At 54.5% G+C, this 15,766-nt stretch carries 24 protein-coding genes, 1 tRNA gene and 1 pseudogene; 11 read left to right on the plus strand and 15 right to left on the minus strand.

Annotated features, from left to right (window positions below):
- Position 1: 1 nt before the first annotated feature.
- From R5H23_RS13985 to R5H23_RS14030, 10 genes are all read right to left on the minus strand, one after another.
- Positions 2-478, minus strand: a complete 477-nt coding sequence (locus R5H23_RS13985) for a phage terminase small subunit P27 family (protein WP_211508602.1) — start codon at positions 476-478, stop codon at positions 2-4.
- A gap of 203 nt (positions 479-681) precedes the next feature.
- Positions 682-1,011, minus strand: a complete 330-nt coding sequence (locus R5H23_RS13990; protein WP_317215817.1) for an HNH endonuclease signature motif containing protein — start codon at positions 1,009-1,011, stop codon at positions 682-684.
- A 62-nt stretch (positions 1,012-1,073) separates the two neighbouring features.
- Positions 1,074-1,568, minus strand: coding sequence for a DUF6362 family protein (locus R5H23_RS13995; protein WP_317215818.1), 495 nt, complete (start codon positions 1,566-1,568; stop codon positions 1,074-1,076).
- Positions 1,565-2,506, minus strand: coding sequence for a hypothetical protein (locus tag R5H23_RS14000; RefSeq protein WP_317215819.1), 942 nt, complete (start codon positions 2,504-2,506; stop codon positions 1,565-1,567). The genes R5H23_RS13995 and R5H23_RS14000 overlap by 4 nt, the downstream gene beginning before the upstream one ends.
- Before the next feature lie 50 nt (positions 2,507-2,556).
- Entirely contained in the window at positions 2,557-2,838 is a 282-nt protein-coding gene (locus R5H23_RS14005; protein WP_247648795.1) for a hypothetical protein, read from the minus strand.
- Positions 2,838-4,382 carry a DnaB-like helicase C-terminal domain-containing protein gene (locus R5H23_RS14010; protein WP_317215820.1) on the minus strand — a complete coding sequence of 515 codons (1,545 nt, stop codon included), beginning with the start codon at positions 4,380-4,382 and terminating at the stop codon, positions 2,838-2,840. Before R5H23_RS14010 ends, R5H23_RS14005 begins: the two co-directional genes overlap by 1 nt.
- Entirely contained in the window at positions 4,379-4,816 is a 438-nt protein-coding gene (locus tag R5H23_RS14015; RefSeq protein WP_317215821.1) for a hypothetical protein, read from the minus strand. The genes R5H23_RS14010 and R5H23_RS14015 overlap by 4 nt, the downstream gene beginning before the upstream one ends.
- Complete coding sequence (locus tag R5H23_RS14020; RefSeq protein WP_317215822.1) at positions 4,809-5,042, minus strand: hypothetical protein; 234 nt, start codon at positions 5,040-5,042, stop codon at positions 4,809-4,811. The genes R5H23_RS14015 and R5H23_RS14020 overlap by 8 nt, the downstream gene beginning before the upstream one ends.
- Positions 5,042-5,485, minus strand: coding sequence for a hypothetical protein (locus tag R5H23_RS14025; RefSeq protein WP_211497084.1), 444 nt, complete (start codon positions 5,483-5,485; stop codon positions 5,042-5,044). Before R5H23_RS14025 ends, R5H23_RS14020 begins: the two co-directional genes overlap by 1 nt.
- Before the next feature lie 64 nt (positions 5,486-5,549).
- Entirely contained in the window at positions 5,550-5,852 is a 303-nt protein-coding gene (locus R5H23_RS14030; RefSeq protein ID WP_317215823.1) for a helix-turn-helix transcriptional regulator, read from the minus strand.
- A gap of 18 nt (positions 5,853-5,870) precedes the next feature.
- On the opposite strand from R5H23_RS14030, the gene R5H23_RS14035 reads away from it, so the two are divergent.
- Entirely contained in the window at positions 5,871-6,569 is a 699-nt protein-coding gene (locus R5H23_RS14035; protein WP_317215824.1) for a LexA family transcriptional regulator, read from the plus strand.
- Here the strand turns inward: R5H23_RS14035 and R5H23_RS14040 are convergent, their stop codons facing one another.
- A complete protein-coding gene (locus R5H23_RS14040; RefSeq protein WP_317215825.1) occupies positions 6,570-6,944 on the minus strand; it encodes a hypothetical protein in 375 nt (124 codons plus the stop codon).
- A gap of 206 nt (positions 6,945-7,150) precedes the next feature.
- Here R5H23_RS14040 and R5H23_RS14045 point away from each other — a divergent pair, with 206 nt between their 5' ends.
- From R5H23_RS14045 to R5H23_RS14070, 7 genes and pseudogenes are all read left to right on the plus strand, one after another.
- Positions 7,151-7,564: a hypothetical protein gene (locus tag R5H23_RS14045; protein ID WP_317215826.1), complete on the plus strand. Its 414-nt coding sequence runs from the start codon at positions 7,151-7,153 to the stop codon at positions 7,562-7,564.
- The gene (locus R5H23_RS14050) at positions 7,561-7,788 is read left to right on the plus strand and encodes a hypothetical protein (protein ID WP_211508592.1); all 228 of its coding nucleotides are present in this window, start codon (positions 7,561-7,563) and stop codon (positions 7,786-7,788) included. Before R5H23_RS14045 ends, R5H23_RS14050 begins: the two co-directional genes overlap by 4 nt.
- Positions 7,785-8,000, plus strand: coding sequence for an Lrp/AsnC family transcriptional regulator (locus tag R5H23_RS14055; protein ID WP_211508591.1), 216 nt, complete (start codon positions 7,785-7,787; stop codon positions 7,998-8,000). Before R5H23_RS14050 ends, R5H23_RS14055 begins: the two co-directional genes overlap by 4 nt.
- Complete coding sequence (locus R5H23_RS14060) at positions 7,993-8,685, plus strand: hypothetical protein (RefSeq protein ID WP_317215827.1); 693 nt, start codon at positions 7,993-7,995, stop codon at positions 8,683-8,685. The genes R5H23_RS14055 and R5H23_RS14060 overlap by 8 nt, the downstream gene beginning before the upstream one ends.
- Entirely contained in the window at positions 8,682-9,239 is a 558-nt protein-coding gene (locus tag R5H23_RS14065; protein WP_317215828.1) for a hypothetical protein, read from the plus strand. Before R5H23_RS14060 ends, R5H23_RS14065 begins: the two co-directional genes overlap by 4 nt.
- Positions 9,240-9,256: 17 nt before the next feature.
- A pseudogene (locus R5H23_RS17120) lies at positions 9,257-9,400 on the plus strand (helix-turn-helix domain-containing protein); the annotation flags it as partial.
- 17 nt (positions 9,401-9,417) lie between these two features.
- Positions 9,418-10,455 carry a tyrosine-type recombinase/integrase gene (locus tag R5H23_RS14070; protein ID WP_317215829.1) on the plus strand — a complete coding sequence of 346 codons (1,038 nt, stop codon included), beginning with the start codon at positions 9,418-9,420 and terminating at the stop codon, positions 10,453-10,455.
- A gap of 23 nt (positions 10,456-10,478) precedes the next feature.
- Here R5H23_RS14070 and R5H23_RS14075 read toward each other — a convergent pair whose 3' ends face one another.
- The 3 genes from R5H23_RS14075 to dksA all read right to left on the minus strand — a co-directional run bounded on the left by R5H23_RS14075 (position 10,479) and on the right by dksA (position 12,350).
- A complete protein-coding gene (locus R5H23_RS14075; protein ID WP_317215830.1) occupies positions 10,479-11,117 on the minus strand; it encodes a hypothetical protein in 639 nt (212 codons plus the stop codon).
- 689 nt (positions 11,118-11,806) lie between these two features.
- Positions 11,807-11,881, minus strand: a tRNA-Thr gene (locus R5H23_RS14080).
- A 55-nt stretch (positions 11,882-11,936) separates the two neighbouring features.
- Positions 11,937-12,350 carry an RNA polymerase-binding protein DksA gene (dksA, locus tag R5H23_RS14085; protein ID WP_046900902.1) on the minus strand — a complete coding sequence of 138 codons (414 nt, stop codon included), beginning with the start codon at positions 12,348-12,350 and terminating at the stop codon, positions 11,937-11,939.
- A 231-nt stretch (positions 12,351-12,581) separates the two neighbouring features.
- On the opposite strand from dksA, the gene R5H23_RS14090 reads away from it, so the two are divergent.
- Genes R5H23_RS14090 through R5H23_RS14100 form a run of 3 tightly spaced genes read left to right on the plus strand, consistent with a single transcriptional unit; the run spans position 12,582 to position 14,415 of the window.
- Positions 12,582-13,712: a flagellar basal body P-ring protein FlgI gene (locus R5H23_RS14090; RefSeq protein WP_211498773.1), complete on the plus strand. Its 1,131-nt coding sequence runs from the start codon at positions 12,582-12,584 to the stop codon at positions 13,710-13,712.
- Positions 13,712-14,011 (plus strand): rod-binding protein, encoded by a 300-nt coding sequence (locus R5H23_RS14095; RefSeq protein WP_211499838.1) that lies wholly within the window; start codon positions 13,712-13,714, stop codon positions 14,009-14,011. The genes R5H23_RS14090 and R5H23_RS14095 overlap by 1 nt, the downstream gene beginning before the upstream one ends.
- Entirely contained in the window at positions 14,008-14,415 is a 408-nt protein-coding gene (locus tag R5H23_RS14100; protein ID WP_317215832.1) for a flagellar protein FlgN, read from the plus strand. Before R5H23_RS14095 ends, R5H23_RS14100 begins: the two co-directional genes overlap by 4 nt.
- A gap of 12 nt (positions 14,416-14,427) precedes the next feature.
- Here R5H23_RS14100 and R5H23_RS14105 read toward each other — a convergent pair whose 3' ends face one another.
- Positions 14,428-15,720: a hemolysin family protein gene (locus R5H23_RS14105; RefSeq protein WP_064273570.1), complete on the minus strand. Its 1,293-nt coding sequence runs from the start codon at positions 15,718-15,720 to the stop codon at positions 14,428-14,430.
- Positions 15,721-15,766: the final 46 nt, after the last annotated feature.

Here is a 15,766-nt window from a genome sequence, read left to right on the forward strand (position 1 = left end):
TCTATCTCGCTTTTCTATCCATGACATCAAACGCGTTGAACATGTCGCCTTGCCCGATGTCCTTCAGGCGAAGTCGAGCCACAGGCGAGAACCCAAACTCGGATCCGATGGAACGCATCAGGCGGATGCACTCTGCAATGATGGCGACCTCTGGACGCGCCCGCAGCATTTTCCCCTGCTTGCCATGGGTCTCGTAGGTGTCTTCCTCAGCCGTTTTCAGAGCGTCTTCAGCGCGACGCCAGCGGCTATAGACTTGGCAGTATTGCGCAAGCGCATCGTGATCGAGCGATGTGAATGACCCGACGCCGACCAATTCCGGCATAAGCCGGTTCCAAGCATCCTGCGCAGTATCGTCCAAGTGCTCTGGAGCATCAGCGCGCTCGGAAGAAAGACGATATCCGTCTTCCGGTAGCGGCCTTTTTCCAGCATTTCCATTTACCACGCGAAGATGTCGGGGATTAGGCTTTCGTCCTTTCATGATGATGACCTTTCTTCATGCGAAATCGCAGGAAGGTGCCCATCAACCGTCCTGGTAACTTTTTCCCTCAATTTCGCGGGTGTGAAAATTTGCCCCTGGCGCGGTCCAGGCGCCCGAGGGGGCAGGGATTTGACACCCCCCACCCCCTCAGACCTCGGATCGAGGGGCGTTTTCATTAAGAAATGGCAGTTTTCAGCCATTTCTCAAGATTTTTTCTGGTTCCAGGAATGATCCCGGCTGGTCCGGGCTGAATGATGAGACTGACACAAAGTGCGCAAATTTGTCGGATCGAGGCGTCTTTCGGGTGATTCCCGGACACTTTCGATGTGATCGACGTTCAATCTGTCCCTTGGAGTACGACATCCTGGCACACAACAGCAGGGATGGATCGCCAGATGGCGGGCTCGAACTTTTTCCCAGTCTGCATCGTAGCCACGCTTGCGAGCAGAGCCGCGTTTCAGATCGAAATCCCTGCGCTTCTGAACACCATCTTTGTGCCAGCGAGGCCGAAAAACCGGCGATCTTACTGGCATGGCAGCGTCCTCATTCAGAGCATAAAAAAAGACGTGAACCCTTTCGGATGCACGCCTCGCAATTATGACGTTGGAAAGTGTTCAATTTGGTCCAAACGGTCAAGCGGAAATTGTCCGGTCCGTATTTTTTCTGCAATCAGGCAGCAGGCCGTTAGATAGCGGCGCTGCGCTGTATTGCGTCCAATGCCGAGTTTTCTGCCGATTTTCTCCCATGACAGCAGGTGTTTCCCTGAGATCGGATGCACACGCATGTAAAGCTGCACGACAAGCCGCAACTCGCGATTCTCATTCCGCTCGCCGAGGAACGTCAGCCAGGAGAACACGAGGTCCATTCTCGACACGTCATCCGGCGTTGGCCGTGGTGGCAGGATGTCACTGTCACGCGTCCATTTCAGATCCTCTTCATCTGGAACAATGTCGGGCCAGAAGCCGCGAGCCCCAGATGGACGCAGCCCATGAGCAGGCAAAGCAGCCAGTGTCAGAGCGGCCTCATCCATCCATTCAGCAACCTGTTTCGGAACGTCATGCGACAGGTCCATGCGATGCCGACGCTTCATGCCGCCACCTGCCCCACGAAGTCAGTTAGCTCAGGACGACGCAACCCAGTTTCACCACAGGCACGACGCTGATTGTAGTCCGCCATAGCCTCTTCCCAGGCACGCTCACCCTTGAGCTGATCCAATGTCTTTGGCTCTTCCGGCACATCGCCACGAGCAATCGCCTGCGTGACGGCCTTGTGGAAATACCCGAAGCTGATGCCGTTGCCCTTGGCCCGTTCACGCGCTGAGACCTCGCGAACCACGAACAGGACCAGCCGCTCAATCTCCGCTTCCGTCAGTCCCTTGGCCAGACCATCCGCACACCACTGCCGGGCAATGCCGTAATTTCCCATGTCGCGAGCCGGATCGAGGTCAGCCGCCTCATAGGCCTTGGGTCCAATGCGATTGAATGCTGCATCAAGCTTAAGCTTATCTTCTGAAGAAGATTTAAAGCTAAGCTTAGCTTCCGCGCGCGTACGTGTAGGGTGGGTTTTTTCTAGGTTTTCTTGCGCCACGTCTTTGCCTCCTGAAATAGGCAGCATGATGCTGCTCTGACGATTGTCCTGAACCTTTCCTTTCTTGGATTTTCCCGGCGGTCTTCCGCCCTTTCTTCCATTCTCACGGGATGCGATCTGGCGAGCCGTGGCCCCCAGATCAGACGGAAGACTGATGGTTTTCGCCTGCTGATCCCAGGTTATCAGTTGGGTTTCCGCGTAGGTTTTCAGGTAGGTTTCGATTAGGTTTTCGTCGCAGAAAACCTTGGTGCGGGCGAGTGCAGACAATGCACCAGGGAACGACACGTTCAGGACGCCGTCCGGGCAGTTCAGTATCAGATAGGTGCACAGCCGCACCCATGACAGAACCATCACGGCATCAAGGGCATTCAGCGCAAGGTTCTCGACCTGCATCAGGGCGATCTTTGCGAGCTGCGTGCGATGTGTTGCGCTGACCTTCACGTCAGAAACTCCTGAACCCGCAGCAGGGGCGGGATAAAAAACCTAGAAACTCAGTAGGATTTGAGACGGAAACCGGAACCGACGGGCTCCATGACGTCGCACTGGACCAACTCACGGACAGCCAGACGGACGACATCCGTATCCGTGGCCAGGTAGCGGGCATAATCCTCGACAGAGACGCCTGTACGACCAGGCGCACGAACAGCCGGGACAACATCCCCGACATCCGTACTGCCAAGCCACAAAGCGCGCGCCGCCAGCGACAGAAGCGGCCAGCGACGATCGGACATCACCGACCGCGCATGCTTTCCGGGACGCTGGCGACTGCTCATCAGGCGTCTGCCAGTTCACGGCCCCATGCAGGGCTGCGCGGATCTTCGCTTTCGTCACGGAACCAGGTGGTCTCATCATCGAATAGCATCCGGCAGCGGCCTTCCGGGCCATGACGGTTCTTGACGATGTGCACGTCACCCCTGCCCCGCGCCTTATCCAGGCGATCATTGAATTCCTGACACCGCAGACTGAACTGCTCCGGACTTTCACGATCACGCCGCGTCAGCTCACCGGACGAGGCCTCTTTCTTGAGATAGTAATGCTCACGATGAATGAGGCCGATGACATCAGCATCCTGCTCCAGGGCGCCGGTATCCCGAAGATCCTGCATTTGCGGACGCTTATTTTCGCGCTTCTCTGATTCACGGTTGAGCTGCGCCAGAACAATGACCGGCACATCCAGCTCCTTGGCCAGAACTTTCAGCTCATTGCTGATTTCGGTCATTTCTTCGTACCGCAGGCGACCACGCACGCGAGGCGATCCGCGCATCAGCTGGACGTAATCCAGAACGATGGCATCGAGCCCTTTCTTGGAGCGCTTCATACGCCGCGCGCGTGACCGCAACATCGCAACCGACAGGCCGCCGCGCGTGTCTGTTTCCAGAGCCAGATGATAGGCTGCGTCACAGGCACGATTGAGCGCGGCCCACTGCCAGTCTTCCAGCGGTGGCTGCTCACCCGTCATGGCTTCCTCAGGAACATCCCAACGGCGCCCTGAAAAGACCGATCGCAGGTTCAGCCCACTCTTGGCCGCACCACCACGGGCACCAAGCTGGTCAGCCGTCATTTCGCCTGACCAGAACAGGACCCGGGCACCGTTGGACGCGATCCGGAGCCCGATCCCTAACCCAAGAGAGGTCTTGCCCATGGCAGGACGCGCGCCGAGGACGTACATATTTCCGCCGACAAGACCGTTCGTCAGACGATCAAGCGACTTGTATCCCCAGGACAGACCTGCAAGCGCAGAGCCACGCGCAACGGCTTCCTTTGCTTTTGTGACAGCCGTGCAAAGAGCCTCATGAAAGGTGACGTTCGGTTGGGTTTCTGTATTACCCGAAGCCAGATGCATCAGGGCCGCTTCATGCCCTTCAAGAATTTCTTCTGCCTTCTGGTCTTCCGGTTTGCAGCACGCATCAGACGTCTGTTGACAAAGCGCCATCAGGTCACGACGCATCGCCGTTTCACGGATTTCCCGCGCGTAGTCATAAGCAAGCCGGTCACTGACATAAGCGGTCGCCAGCTTGCTGATATAAACCTTGGGATCGACCTCGCCCCAGAGATCGAGATCAGGATGCTCGAAATGGCGGATGATCGTGAAGGGATCGACGGTTCGCCCTTCATTGTAAATCATCAGAGCCTTTTCATAGATCACGCCATTCAGGCGATCATAGAAATGCTCTGGCCGCAGGATTTCCTCCACGGCTTCCATGGTCTTCTTGGAATGCATGAGAACAGAGCCAAGAAGTGCACATTCACAGGACAAGTTGTTCGGAACCGACCGCATGGCCCCGCCAAACAGACCGGGATTAAAGTCAGAACTCATGCCGCAGCACTCCGGACAGCGCGTCTGCGGTACCGCGTCAGGCGCGCATAACCGACAGCCTTCACAAGGGCATCGGACGCACGACGGCTGTCATTCAGATAATTGGAAACACTGCCAAGCGGCAGTTTATGGCGAGCACAGAAGGCTGTCAGAGATCCGGCTTCGCGGATCTGTTTTTTCACTTCTGTAAAAAAATCCATTCCGTTGATCAGCGGCGCATGGATGCCGCCACGTAGAAGGCGATAGCGCACCAGGCGATCAAAACCCGCGCCGGACAGGAATTCCGGCGATGGGTTACGCTCGGAATGCAGGACAGCAGAAACGGTCGTGTGAGCCACACCGATTTTCGCTGCGTAACGGCTCTGATTGCCAGTGGCGGCAATATCTTTTTTCAATTCTGTAAAAAACTGGAAGGGATCGAGCAGATCAGACACGGGCGATCTCCAGTCCAGCACCGACCGGAAGCGCATGACGACGCATGCGACGTGTAGCCGTCGTGCGAGCCGATGTCCGTGACAGGCCAAGCCGACCAATCATTGCATGCACGCTTCCGACAGAGACGCCGACATGACGTGCAATCTCGCGAACGCTGGATCCGCTGACGTGCATCCGACGCACGGCAGGCTCGATCCGGGCACTATCAAGAGAAGGACGCGCCATTATCGCGGCCCTCCTTTCGCGTGTCCCTGAACGATGTGCAGGGCATGAGCGACGACACGCTGAAGATCGATCAGATCCGCGATCAGGTCATGCGCCTCATCCACCGTCACGATACCGTCCGCCAGCACGCGTACCGTTGTCGCCATCGTGGAACCGGATTTGATCGCTACACTTTCCATGATCTCGGCAACGTCGCCTTTTCCAAGATGGATCGGGGCGATGGAGTAGCCTTCTGCCTGCGCCATGGCGGACAGGATTAGCGGCGCTTGCGCGAACTCATCCAGAACGATTGCCACATCTACCGGAACAACAGCCGGATAATTGCGGCTCTGATATTCGGAGAGCTGCGAACGACCCACACGCGCGATTGATGCCGCAGCGTCTAGGCTTCCAACTTCACGGATTGCAGCCTGCGTGGCGGTCTTGATTGCCAGAACGCTCATCTCCGGACACCATCCGGATGACAGACACGCGAGTGCGATTTACGGATGACGGCATGGACGATTTTCATGCTGCTTTCTCCGGAGACGAATTATTTGCGATATACGCACGGACGCAATCATCTGGCGTAACTTCCCCTGCTGTTACCTCAGCAATTTTCAGCAACATCCTTGGGTCCGGAAAACGCTCTCCCTCAGCGTATCTTTGGACCGTTCGTGCTGCTGCTCGCCCATGAACATCCAGCAATTCTGCTAGGTGCTGGTAGGTAAGGCCGTGCAGGGATTTATATTCAGCAAGGGTCATAACCCCATATGTAGCCATAATGGCTACTCGGTCAACGCCAAAACGGCGATAGACACTTGTCAACATTTTAGCCATTCCGGCTATATGACCGACAACGCCGCACCCTCACGAGTACGCGAAATCCGTGTTGCGCGGGATATTTCATCCGCAGAACTAGCGCGAGCTGCAAATATCCAGCCGCCTACTCTCAGCAAGATTGAATTAGGCCAACGAGGCGTCACAAAAACCTTTGCTAACGCGATCGCTAAGGCGCTGCAGGTGCGAGTAGAGGATCTTTACGCTGTCGTAGGCAGTCCAATTCCACCCCCCACTGAACTAGATCCCCCTAGCCGGGTTGTTGAAACAAGCCCGACTGACCGAACAACCCTGATTCCGATGACGCGAGATATTCCCGTCTTCGGAACCGCTGCATGCAGCCTAAATGAAGGCGCGTTTATACTGCACGCAGGCGAAGTTATCGATCTAGCTCCACGCGGCCCCAAGATAGAATATCGCAAAGATATTTATGCCCTCTATGTAGAAGGCGACAGCATGGAACCATGGAAGCGCCCAGGGCAGCTTGTCTATGTGGACCCCATAAGAAGACCAAACAAACATGACAGAGTCGTAGTAGTCGTCAAACCGGACAATAGCGACTACGAACAGGCCTACATCAAGGAATATATCAAGCGAGACGACGGGAAACTTGTTCTCAAGCAATATAACCCAGATAAAGTTATCGAATGGCCCGCACGTTCAATAGTTTCCATCCATAAAGTTCTCGAGCCTGAAGATATTCTTTAATTATCTATGTGACTTCATAGGAATAATTTTACCAAGCGCGGTTTTTCTATACGTCACATATGAATGGTCCATATCGCCGCACTTGACGCCGTAGTACCAACAAAATTTATCGTAACTACCAGAGAAAAACTTAAATATATCAAGATCTAAGTTATCGTTCGGGGGCTGACGTCCATCCTTAGAATAAGCCTCTTCAAACTCTTCAAAATAGGCACCTTGCTGCCTTGGTAACGAGACATGCGCCGCACATGTACCTGACAGCAATCCATCACATTGCCATAGATGCCTAATGAGACAGTTTTCATGCTCTTTGGTGCCGTAATCACCACGCGCGCACTGCTTTGCCAAGCTCCGCCCATAGACAAATTCAGCCATGTTTACTTTATGCTCTGATGAGATTTGCCCCCGACCTGGTGGCGCCAACGCCATTATCAGGAGAGGAAAAAAAATAATTCTCTTCATTTTCAAGGGATAACATATTGTAACCCATCTAAAACTAGCCATATCGGCTATATGTTATTGACCGATAATAGCCATTATGGCTACGTTCTTCCCATCGCCCCATGCGACGGAGAGAACACATGTCGTCCAGACAACCACTCCTGCAGCACACACGGACCCAGAGCGGCTTTGACCGCTTCCTGCAGGACAGCATTGAACCAGACATTCACCACCAGGCACGAGATCTGCGCGATCGCGCCGTCAGTGTCCGTAACCTTGCCAAGCGCAATGCCGCCGCTGGCGATGAACGCATGGCTCAGACATGGGATAGCTGCGCGTCTGATCTGGAAATTCAGCTTTCTCGCCTTCTGACCCTAAATCTGCTTCCTGAGAGCATTCCCGACTTTCCCGAACCAGTCGCAATAGACTGTCGCCCCGTCACAGTTGCGCCCACAATCGAAATCGATGACGCGCGGCTTTCCGCGCATTGCTGGAAGCAGGTTCAAAGCCTGCGCGAAATCACCATGGGCGCCCCAGTTCGGAGGCAGCCATGACCAAGGCAAAGCGCCCTCCTTTCGGGATCTGCGACAGAAAGGGGCGCGTCGTCGTGCGCTATGCCACGCGCCAGGGCGCAAACGTGGCGGCCCTGAGCTGGGCTCAGTGCAAGCGCGGCCCCGTGTCAATCAAGCATGGCCGGAAGGTCATCGCCAGAGCCACTCCCCACGGATCTAGTCACGCCACCCTCGACGAAGGGTTCACGCCGGATCTGCCGCTGTGACCGCCCGCTCTTCCGCAAGCAACGCAGGCCGCAAGCCCAAAGTGGACCCGGAGCGCGTGCTGAAACTGCTCAGGCAGGACATGCCCTTAACGGCGATCGGACAGCGGTTAGGCCTCTGCCCAACGACAGTGGGCTGGCGTCGAGATCAGTTCATCAAGCAGGGCCTACTCCCACCTATTTCAACCTCTCACCGAGGCAAGAAAAATGGCTGACAAAGCAGTTCATATTGAAGGCCGCGCCTTGGCTTTCGTGTCTTATGGCGTTGACCGTAGGTGCTCCCGTGACTACTTGCGCGGCATACGCGTTGAGTACCACCAGGGCCGCGCCGTCTGCGTTGCCACTGATGGCGCGATGATGCTCTATGCCCGGTCCAGCTTCCTCTGTGATCCGCCCTTTGAGGCCTTCACGTTGGATTGGTCGAAGACTGCACGCCTGATCCACATTTGTCGGGAATGGGACATTCGCTCTGTTTCGTTTGAAGCAGATCCAGCTTGTGATCGAGCACCTGGAATGCGCTGGTTTGTTTGGGAAGCACTGGACCGCACCGGCACGTCTATCGAAAGGGGTTTTGTCTCTGCCCTTTCGTCCGAGCGCGAATTTCCAAAATGGAGAGACGTTCTTGCTGACAAGACGCGCGCCGAGGTCTGCCCGACACTGGAAATTGCCACCAATTTGCTCGCGAGGGCATCACATGCCGTCCGTTCGTACACGAAAGAGGGCAATTTCCCATTCTGGATGACTGCCCAGCCAGACGGACTTCCTACAGTACTGGAGATCCCGGGCCACGTGGACGTGGGCGGCATCATCATGCCTAACCACGGTCGCAACCCAGGTGGTGAACACTCTTATCAAATCCCGGAATGGGCGATGCCAACCGTTGCGGAGGACGCAGCATGAGCAAGATCCCTGTTACTAAAGCAGGCCAAAGCGTGCTTGCCGACATCATGACCAAAGCAGTCCAGAAAGCGGCGCTGGAGGGAGATGTAGACCAGGACCTGATCATCATCTGTCTGATCGCGCTTCTGATTGGAGGAAGGTACACGGATCGGGATCTGTACGCGCCCATCCTGAAGCATGGGTGTGTGCTGGAAACCTGCGAAATTACGGACCTAGCGCTCCAGGTCATTGCGAGACATGCGGTGGTTACGGCCCCATATCGTCGCACCAGTACCTCCAGAAACGATCAGAGCTATCAGATTGGCGAGATGATCGGGCGAATACTTGGAGCGGACGACTATATCGATCGGATCGATACCGCGTCAGTGCTTGAGCATTTCAACGGCAATGAGCTCTGGAAAATCGCCATTGATCAGAGACTGGTGTCCGATCCGATTAGCGACGAAGCAAAACCTGCGAAGTATTCCGCCACCAAGCTGCGAGAAGCAATGATCGGGAAAATGCCGAACTGGCGTCCCACCAGCTTTGCCACGTTCACGGAGGATCTGTCGTGAGTGGAGCGCTTCACCCAGTGAAGCTCTTACGCGTTGCCAATCTGGCAGACAGATGGAACGTGTCGAAGCAGTCAGTTCACAATTTAATCCGCTCTGGTCGACTGCCATCCATCCAGATTGGATCAGCAAAACGCATTCACCCAGACGCAGTAGCAGCATACGAACGAGAGAACCTGACGTGGCACGCCCCAGAAGCACAGACCCATCATACAGCCTCGCAGAACGGAACGGTCGTTTCTATGTCCAATGGTGGGATGGAAAGGAAAAGAGACGTATTTCTCTCGGCACGGCAGATCGCGAGGAAGCAAAACGCAAACTGAGGCAGTTCATGGCGGGACTGGATTCTCCTCTTCCGCCAGAAAGCCCAACTGTTCGCATGATCCTTGCCGGATATGTTGAAGATCGCAGACCGCGCGTCAGAAGCATCGCCAGTATCGAATATGCCAGCGCCGCTTTGGTCTCTCACCTGGGAGATCTGAAGCCCGAGCATCTCACACGTCAGGTTTGCCGAAAGTATGCAGATCAACGCCGTGAAGAAGGAGCGCGAACCCCGTCACGCAAAACAAAGAGGCCGCTATCGAATGGAACAATCATCCGAGAGATCGTGACGCTGCGCGCTGCATTACGATGGGCGGTTAGTGAAAAGTGGATATCGGAAGCACCTCAGATTGAAGCACCGCCCGCTCCACCAGCTCGCGAGCGATGGCTAACCAGGGAAGAGGCAAAGCGACTGCTTGCGGAAGCGAAGACGCCCCACGTCCACCTTTTCATTCTGATCGGCCTCTATACCGGAGCAAGAACAGGAGCCATTCTGGATCTCAAATGGGATCGGGTCGATTTCGTGTCGGGGATTATCAATTTCGGTGCCGGCGAGAGCAACAAAAGGCGCTCAATCGTCCCAATGGTGCCTCAACTGAAGGAAGCCCTTCAGGGAGCAGTCCAGATCCGGTGTACGGATTATGTGGTGGAGTTCAACGGAAAGAAGATCGCATCAGTGCGCCATGCTTTCAGGGATTGCACTGTTGCAGCAGGCCTGAAGAACGTCACGCCCCATACACTGCGACACACCTGCGCCACCTGGATGGTCATGAGTGGCGTACCGTTTGAGATGGTAGCCAAATTTTTAGGTAATAGCTTGGATATGATTGAGCGCGTTTACGGTCACCATAGTCCAGAATGGCTTAAGCACGCCGCCCATGCACTATCTGGACTATGATTGACTAATTTTACGCGAAAATCTTACTCGACCGCTAGGCCCTTTTCACCTGCTATAGGATCAGCTTCCTCCGAAACACTATGAGCAACACCAATTATGATTTCGAAAGCATCACCCAAGCGCAGCCATAAATCAACATCAGCTGTAGGAAGCGCTACATGTGTTGCAACCTCTTCTACAGTCCGCGCTCCGCTAGAAACTGCCTCTGCTAGTCGTTTCCGAGCTTTAGTTGGCATTAGCACAGCCAGAGCACGGTAAACTCCCAGCTTATCCATAATAAACGGAAGATCAATCGGGATCTCTCCCGGTACATTCATAGCGGGGATCAAACTACGGACTTTTTCTGCTGTATTGACACATGCCTTAGGCGCATCGAATACATGAAGAAGCTCTTTGCATATAACTAACCGCTTCATGTGCGGATGAAGTTCCGCGCCGAAAACTATATCGACACGGATCTCAATGTCATCGCTATACGGCCCACCAATGGAGATTGCACGCCTGCGAAATGCCCCGCGATAGGATTTATGTTCCCTATCAACCGGATGTAGCTTGATGATATCGTGATCTGTTCTGGTTCTAATCCAGTTGATCACCTCATTGATTGCAATCGGAAAAGCATCACGATCAGCAAAATCTGAAACAAGGGCGGCGTAGCTCATACACCGCCCTTACCCAACTTATCTCTCTTTGTTAAGAGAGTTTTTTACTTAAGCTGTGGCTAGAAACCTATCTAGTGAGGCTACTCGAAGTGTCTCACTGTATTCGGTCATAGCATCGGTTTGCCCAGCATCGATCTGAACAAAAGCCGCATGTACGTCCTTACAGAATTCTTCAACCGTTACCGGCTGTTCGCCCGGGAAGAACTTGAGATCGAGCAACCTCGGACCTTCCTTGGGGAACAGATTAGCCACTAAGCGATCCATTTCCCTCATTCTAGCCTCCATAAAACTTCAAAAGTGCCTTCTTGCATATGCGTAAGACAGATCCGTTCCAAAGAAGCGATTCCTTTGGAACGGTGATGCATATAACAGTTCATTATATATTGGGTTTCAAGAGCACCGCACGGCACGGGTCAAGCTTTTTTTTATGCACAACAGTTAGCACATTGAATTATGCAAACAGTTTAATGAGTTAGCCAACACAACGACGCGCAATTTGAAACGTAAAATATTTACGTCATCACCATAAACGTATGCAAAAAACATCTGCGCGCACAAGCGGCAACAATGTCACCGATCCATGCGTGACGATGCACATGAACGGTAGCACCATTTTTCAAAACAGGAATTTCCTGTGCCAATTGGCACAGATAATTAGAAAACTACGATAATTTTTTCTGGGAAAAGGCTGGTGCTGCTGGACAGGATTGAACTGTCGACCTCTCCCTTACCAAGGGAGTGCTCTACCACTGAGCTACAGCAGCAGTACCGGTGCCTTGGCGCGCTTCGTATCGCTTCAGCGCGCCAAGTGCAACCCCCTTAATCGTCGCGATGTACCTTTTCCATGCGCTCGTGACGTTCCTGAGCGTCAATGGAAAGTGTAGCAATCGGACGTGCTTCCAGGCGCTTCAGACCAATAGGCTCGCCGGTTTCCTCACAGAAACCGTAGCTTCCGTCTTCGATCCGGAGCAGAGCCATATTGATCTTGGCAATAAGCTTACGCGCACGGTCACGGGTTCTCAGCTCGAAAGCACGATCCGTTTCGACGCTTGCACGGTCTGTAATGTCAGATTCATGAATCCCGCCTTCTGAGAGGCTGGCGAGTGTGCCGTCAGCCTCTTTCAGCAGGTCCGCACGCCAGCGCAGAAGCTTCTGCCTGAAGTACTCCACCTGGAGGGGGTTCATGAATTCTTCTTCGTCGGAAGGGGTATAATCCGGCGGTAGCGTAATCATGCGCATCCAATCCCAGCTAATCCGCCAACGTCCGATCGATAGCCGCGGGCGATAACGCGCGGCTTATAGCCATCACAGATCATTTCGCCAACCCCGTAGATCTTTATTCCATCTCTCCTTCAACCGCAGAATTCCGCGCCCGTGTTAGGTGTTTCTTTACGATACCGCGTCATCCTGAGTGTCAAAGGGTCTTTGTTACAGTTTAACCCGTCAGGATTTCACTGAACTTTCATGTCTGTCCTCTTCAGCTCTCATCCAATTTTTCGGCGCCTAACCGCTATTTTCTGCGCTTTTATCCTGTGCATCCCGTCTCTGACGCTGGCTGCCACCGTCCGCATCAAGGACATCACGGACATGGAAGGCGTCAGAACCAACCAGTTGATTGGCTATGGCCTCGTGGTCGGTCTCAACGGCACGGGGGACCGGCTGACAAATTCCATTTTTACCCGAGAGACTCTGATTTCCATGCTCAACCGGCTCGGTGTCAACATTCGGGATCAGGAGACACAGTTACAGACTCATGACGTCGCAGCGGTCATGGTCACGGCGGACCTACCGGCGTTTGCTCATGGCGGAAATCGGATTGACGTCACAGTCTCTGCAGCCGGAGATTCCTCATCGCTCACAGGGGGAACACTCCTCGTTACCCCACTCATGGCAGCTGATGGCGAAGTTTACGCCGTGGCGCAGGGTAGCCTGGCGACAAATGCCTTCAGTGCCCGCGGTGCTGCTGCTTCCGTGACCCGCAACGTTCCAACCAGTGGCCATATCGCAAATGGTGCGGTTGTGGAGCGTGAGGTTCCGTTCGATCTCAGTCACCGCAAAAACTTGCATCTCAGCCTACGGAACCCTGATCTGACGACAGCAAGCCGGATGGCAGCCGTTATCAACCGCACAATAGGTCCCATCGCTGTTGTCGAAGACCCTCGAACAGTCCTGCTGGACCTCAGTTCCCGTGACCCGGTTCCCACACTCTCTCGCATCGGAGACCTGCTGGTGACGCCCGACAACCCCGCCAAGGTTATCGTGGACGAAGCCAGCGGAACAATCATCATGGGCGCTGACGTACGTATCAGCACAGTGGCGGTTGCGCAGGGCAATCTGACCGTTCAGATCACGGAAACCCCACAGGTTTCTCAGCCTGGGCCGTTTTCAAACGGCCAGACTGCTGTTGTCCCTCGTACCAATGTCAAAGTTGATACGGGCAAGAACAACCATTTAGCCGTTCTTCCGGGTGGAACGACTTTAAGGGAACTGGTGTCGGGCCTGAATGCACTCGGCGTTGGCCCTCGTGACATGATCAGTATTTTGCAGGCTATCAAAGCGGATGGAGCCCTGCAGGCAGAGCTGGAGATGCGCTGATGACTGTCTCAGATCTACCGTCGTTATCGCAGGGCTATGCCCTTCACGATAATGCCCTAGATGCTGCCAAGACCCTTAAGGCAGCGAGGGATTTTGAATCCATGACCATCAACCAGATGCTTCAACCCATGTTCCAATCCAGCGATGACAGTCAGAATATGTTCAGTGGAGGAGCGGGAGAGCAGCAATTCCGTCCCATGCTGGTCGAGCAAATTGCGAAGCAGATGGAAAATAACGGCGGCCTGGGCATGACGGACGCCATCAATCGGCAAATGCTGGCTATGCAGGAGCAGAAATGATGACCACGTCCATCATTACGGCAATGGAAGAGCTCATTGCGATTCTGGCACTTGAAAACAATGCTCTGTCAGAAGCACGACTTCCTGACGCTTTGAAGCTTATCCCTCAGAAACAGGCTGCCGCGACAAAACTGGAGACGGCAATCGCAACCGCCTCTGAAAAGGATGCCTGCGCCTTTACTGGCACACCTCTCCTCCCCGAGCACAGTAGTCTTCTGAAAAAAATGATTACGCTGGGCAAGCGTAATGGCGAGTTGCTCCAGCACGCAATTGCCTCGCAGAAACGCGTCATAGAGCTGCTGACGACTTTTCCATCGTCAGAAATGGTGCAGAGCTACGGGCATAAAGGGGCTTACGCCCATGAAGAGGGAAAACGTCAGGCACTGTTTGTGAGCCGCGCCTGATCGAGACTGGAATCAGTCTTCCGCCAGGACCTGCCGACTAACCTTGACCTTGGCAACACGACGACGATCCATTTCGAGCACTTCGAAAAGCCATCCTTCGAAAGCAACCTTATCGCCTCTGGCCGGAACACGGCGCAACAAGGCCAGTATCACCCCACCCAAGGTATGATAGCTGCCGCCTCCTGGGAGCTCGGGTAGATCAAGGCGCGAGCGCAGTTCATCGGCCGGCATGAAACCCTCAAACAGGTATTCATCTCCCCCCTCAGCGGCCTGAAGCTCGAAGGAATTGGCTTCGGTTTTCTCTTCGCCGACGATGGCCTCGAAAACATCAGACGGCGTCACGATACCTTCGAAAGAGCCGTATTCGTCCAGAACGAAAGTTATGCCGATATTCACGCCGCGCAGGCGTTCAATCATGTCCTGAGCGCTCAGACTGTCAGGAATGACAGGTGGCTCCCGCAATGCTGCCTCAATGGACACCGGCATTCCCAGCAACAGACGATCCATGATGTCTTTGGCAAGAATGACACCTACCGGATGATCGACATCCCCCTCACACACCACGATACGCGCGTAGGATGACTGCCTGAGCTTGCGCACGAGCGTCTCCTGATCAGCGTGCCGGTCCACCCAGAACAGCTCATTACGAGGTGTCATGATGGCACGGACGGGCCGGTCAGCCAGTCGAAGCAAGCGTTCGATCATGGCCTGTTCGTCCGTTTCCAGAACGCCCGCGCGTGCGCCTTCAGCCAGAACCGCTCGGAGTTCTTCCTCCGTCACAGCGGCACGGGTCAGAGGCCCGACACGAAGCAGGCGCAGTACAAGCGATGACGTGCCGCTCAGAAGCCACACGACTGGCTGAGCGACGCGAGCAACGACCACCAGGAGCCAGGACAGGCGAGACGCGATGATCTCAGGCTGCTGCAAGGCAATCTGTTTGGGAACCAGTTCACCAAATACCAGCATCGCAAAAGTTATGATCGCGACGACCAGAACAATCGAGAGCTCACCCGCAAAGGGGTGCAGAGCGGGAACGGTTGCTATCCAGTCCCGGATGTTGGCTTCAATCTGGCTACCACCAAACGTACCTTCCAGAATCGAAACCAGCGTCATGCCGATCTGAACGGTAGGAAGAAACGCATGCGGGTCTTCCGCAAGACGGAGTGCTGCGGGCGCGCCGCGGAAACCCTGCTTTGCAAGGACTTCCAGCCGGGGGCGCTTGGCTGAAATAAGTGCCAGCTCTCCCATGGCAAAAACAGCGTTCAGAAGAATAAGCAGGCAAATAACAAAGATCGGGGTCAACATGGTCCGGCCGGAGTAATGAGACCCTGATGATAGTCAGGACTGCCGT

It is taken from the genome of Gluconobacter sp. GP1 (genome assembly GCF_032913585.1).
Taxonomy (GTDB): Bacteria; Pseudomonadota; Alphaproteobacteria; order Acetobacterales; family Acetobacteraceae; genus Gluconobacter; species Gluconobacter cerinus.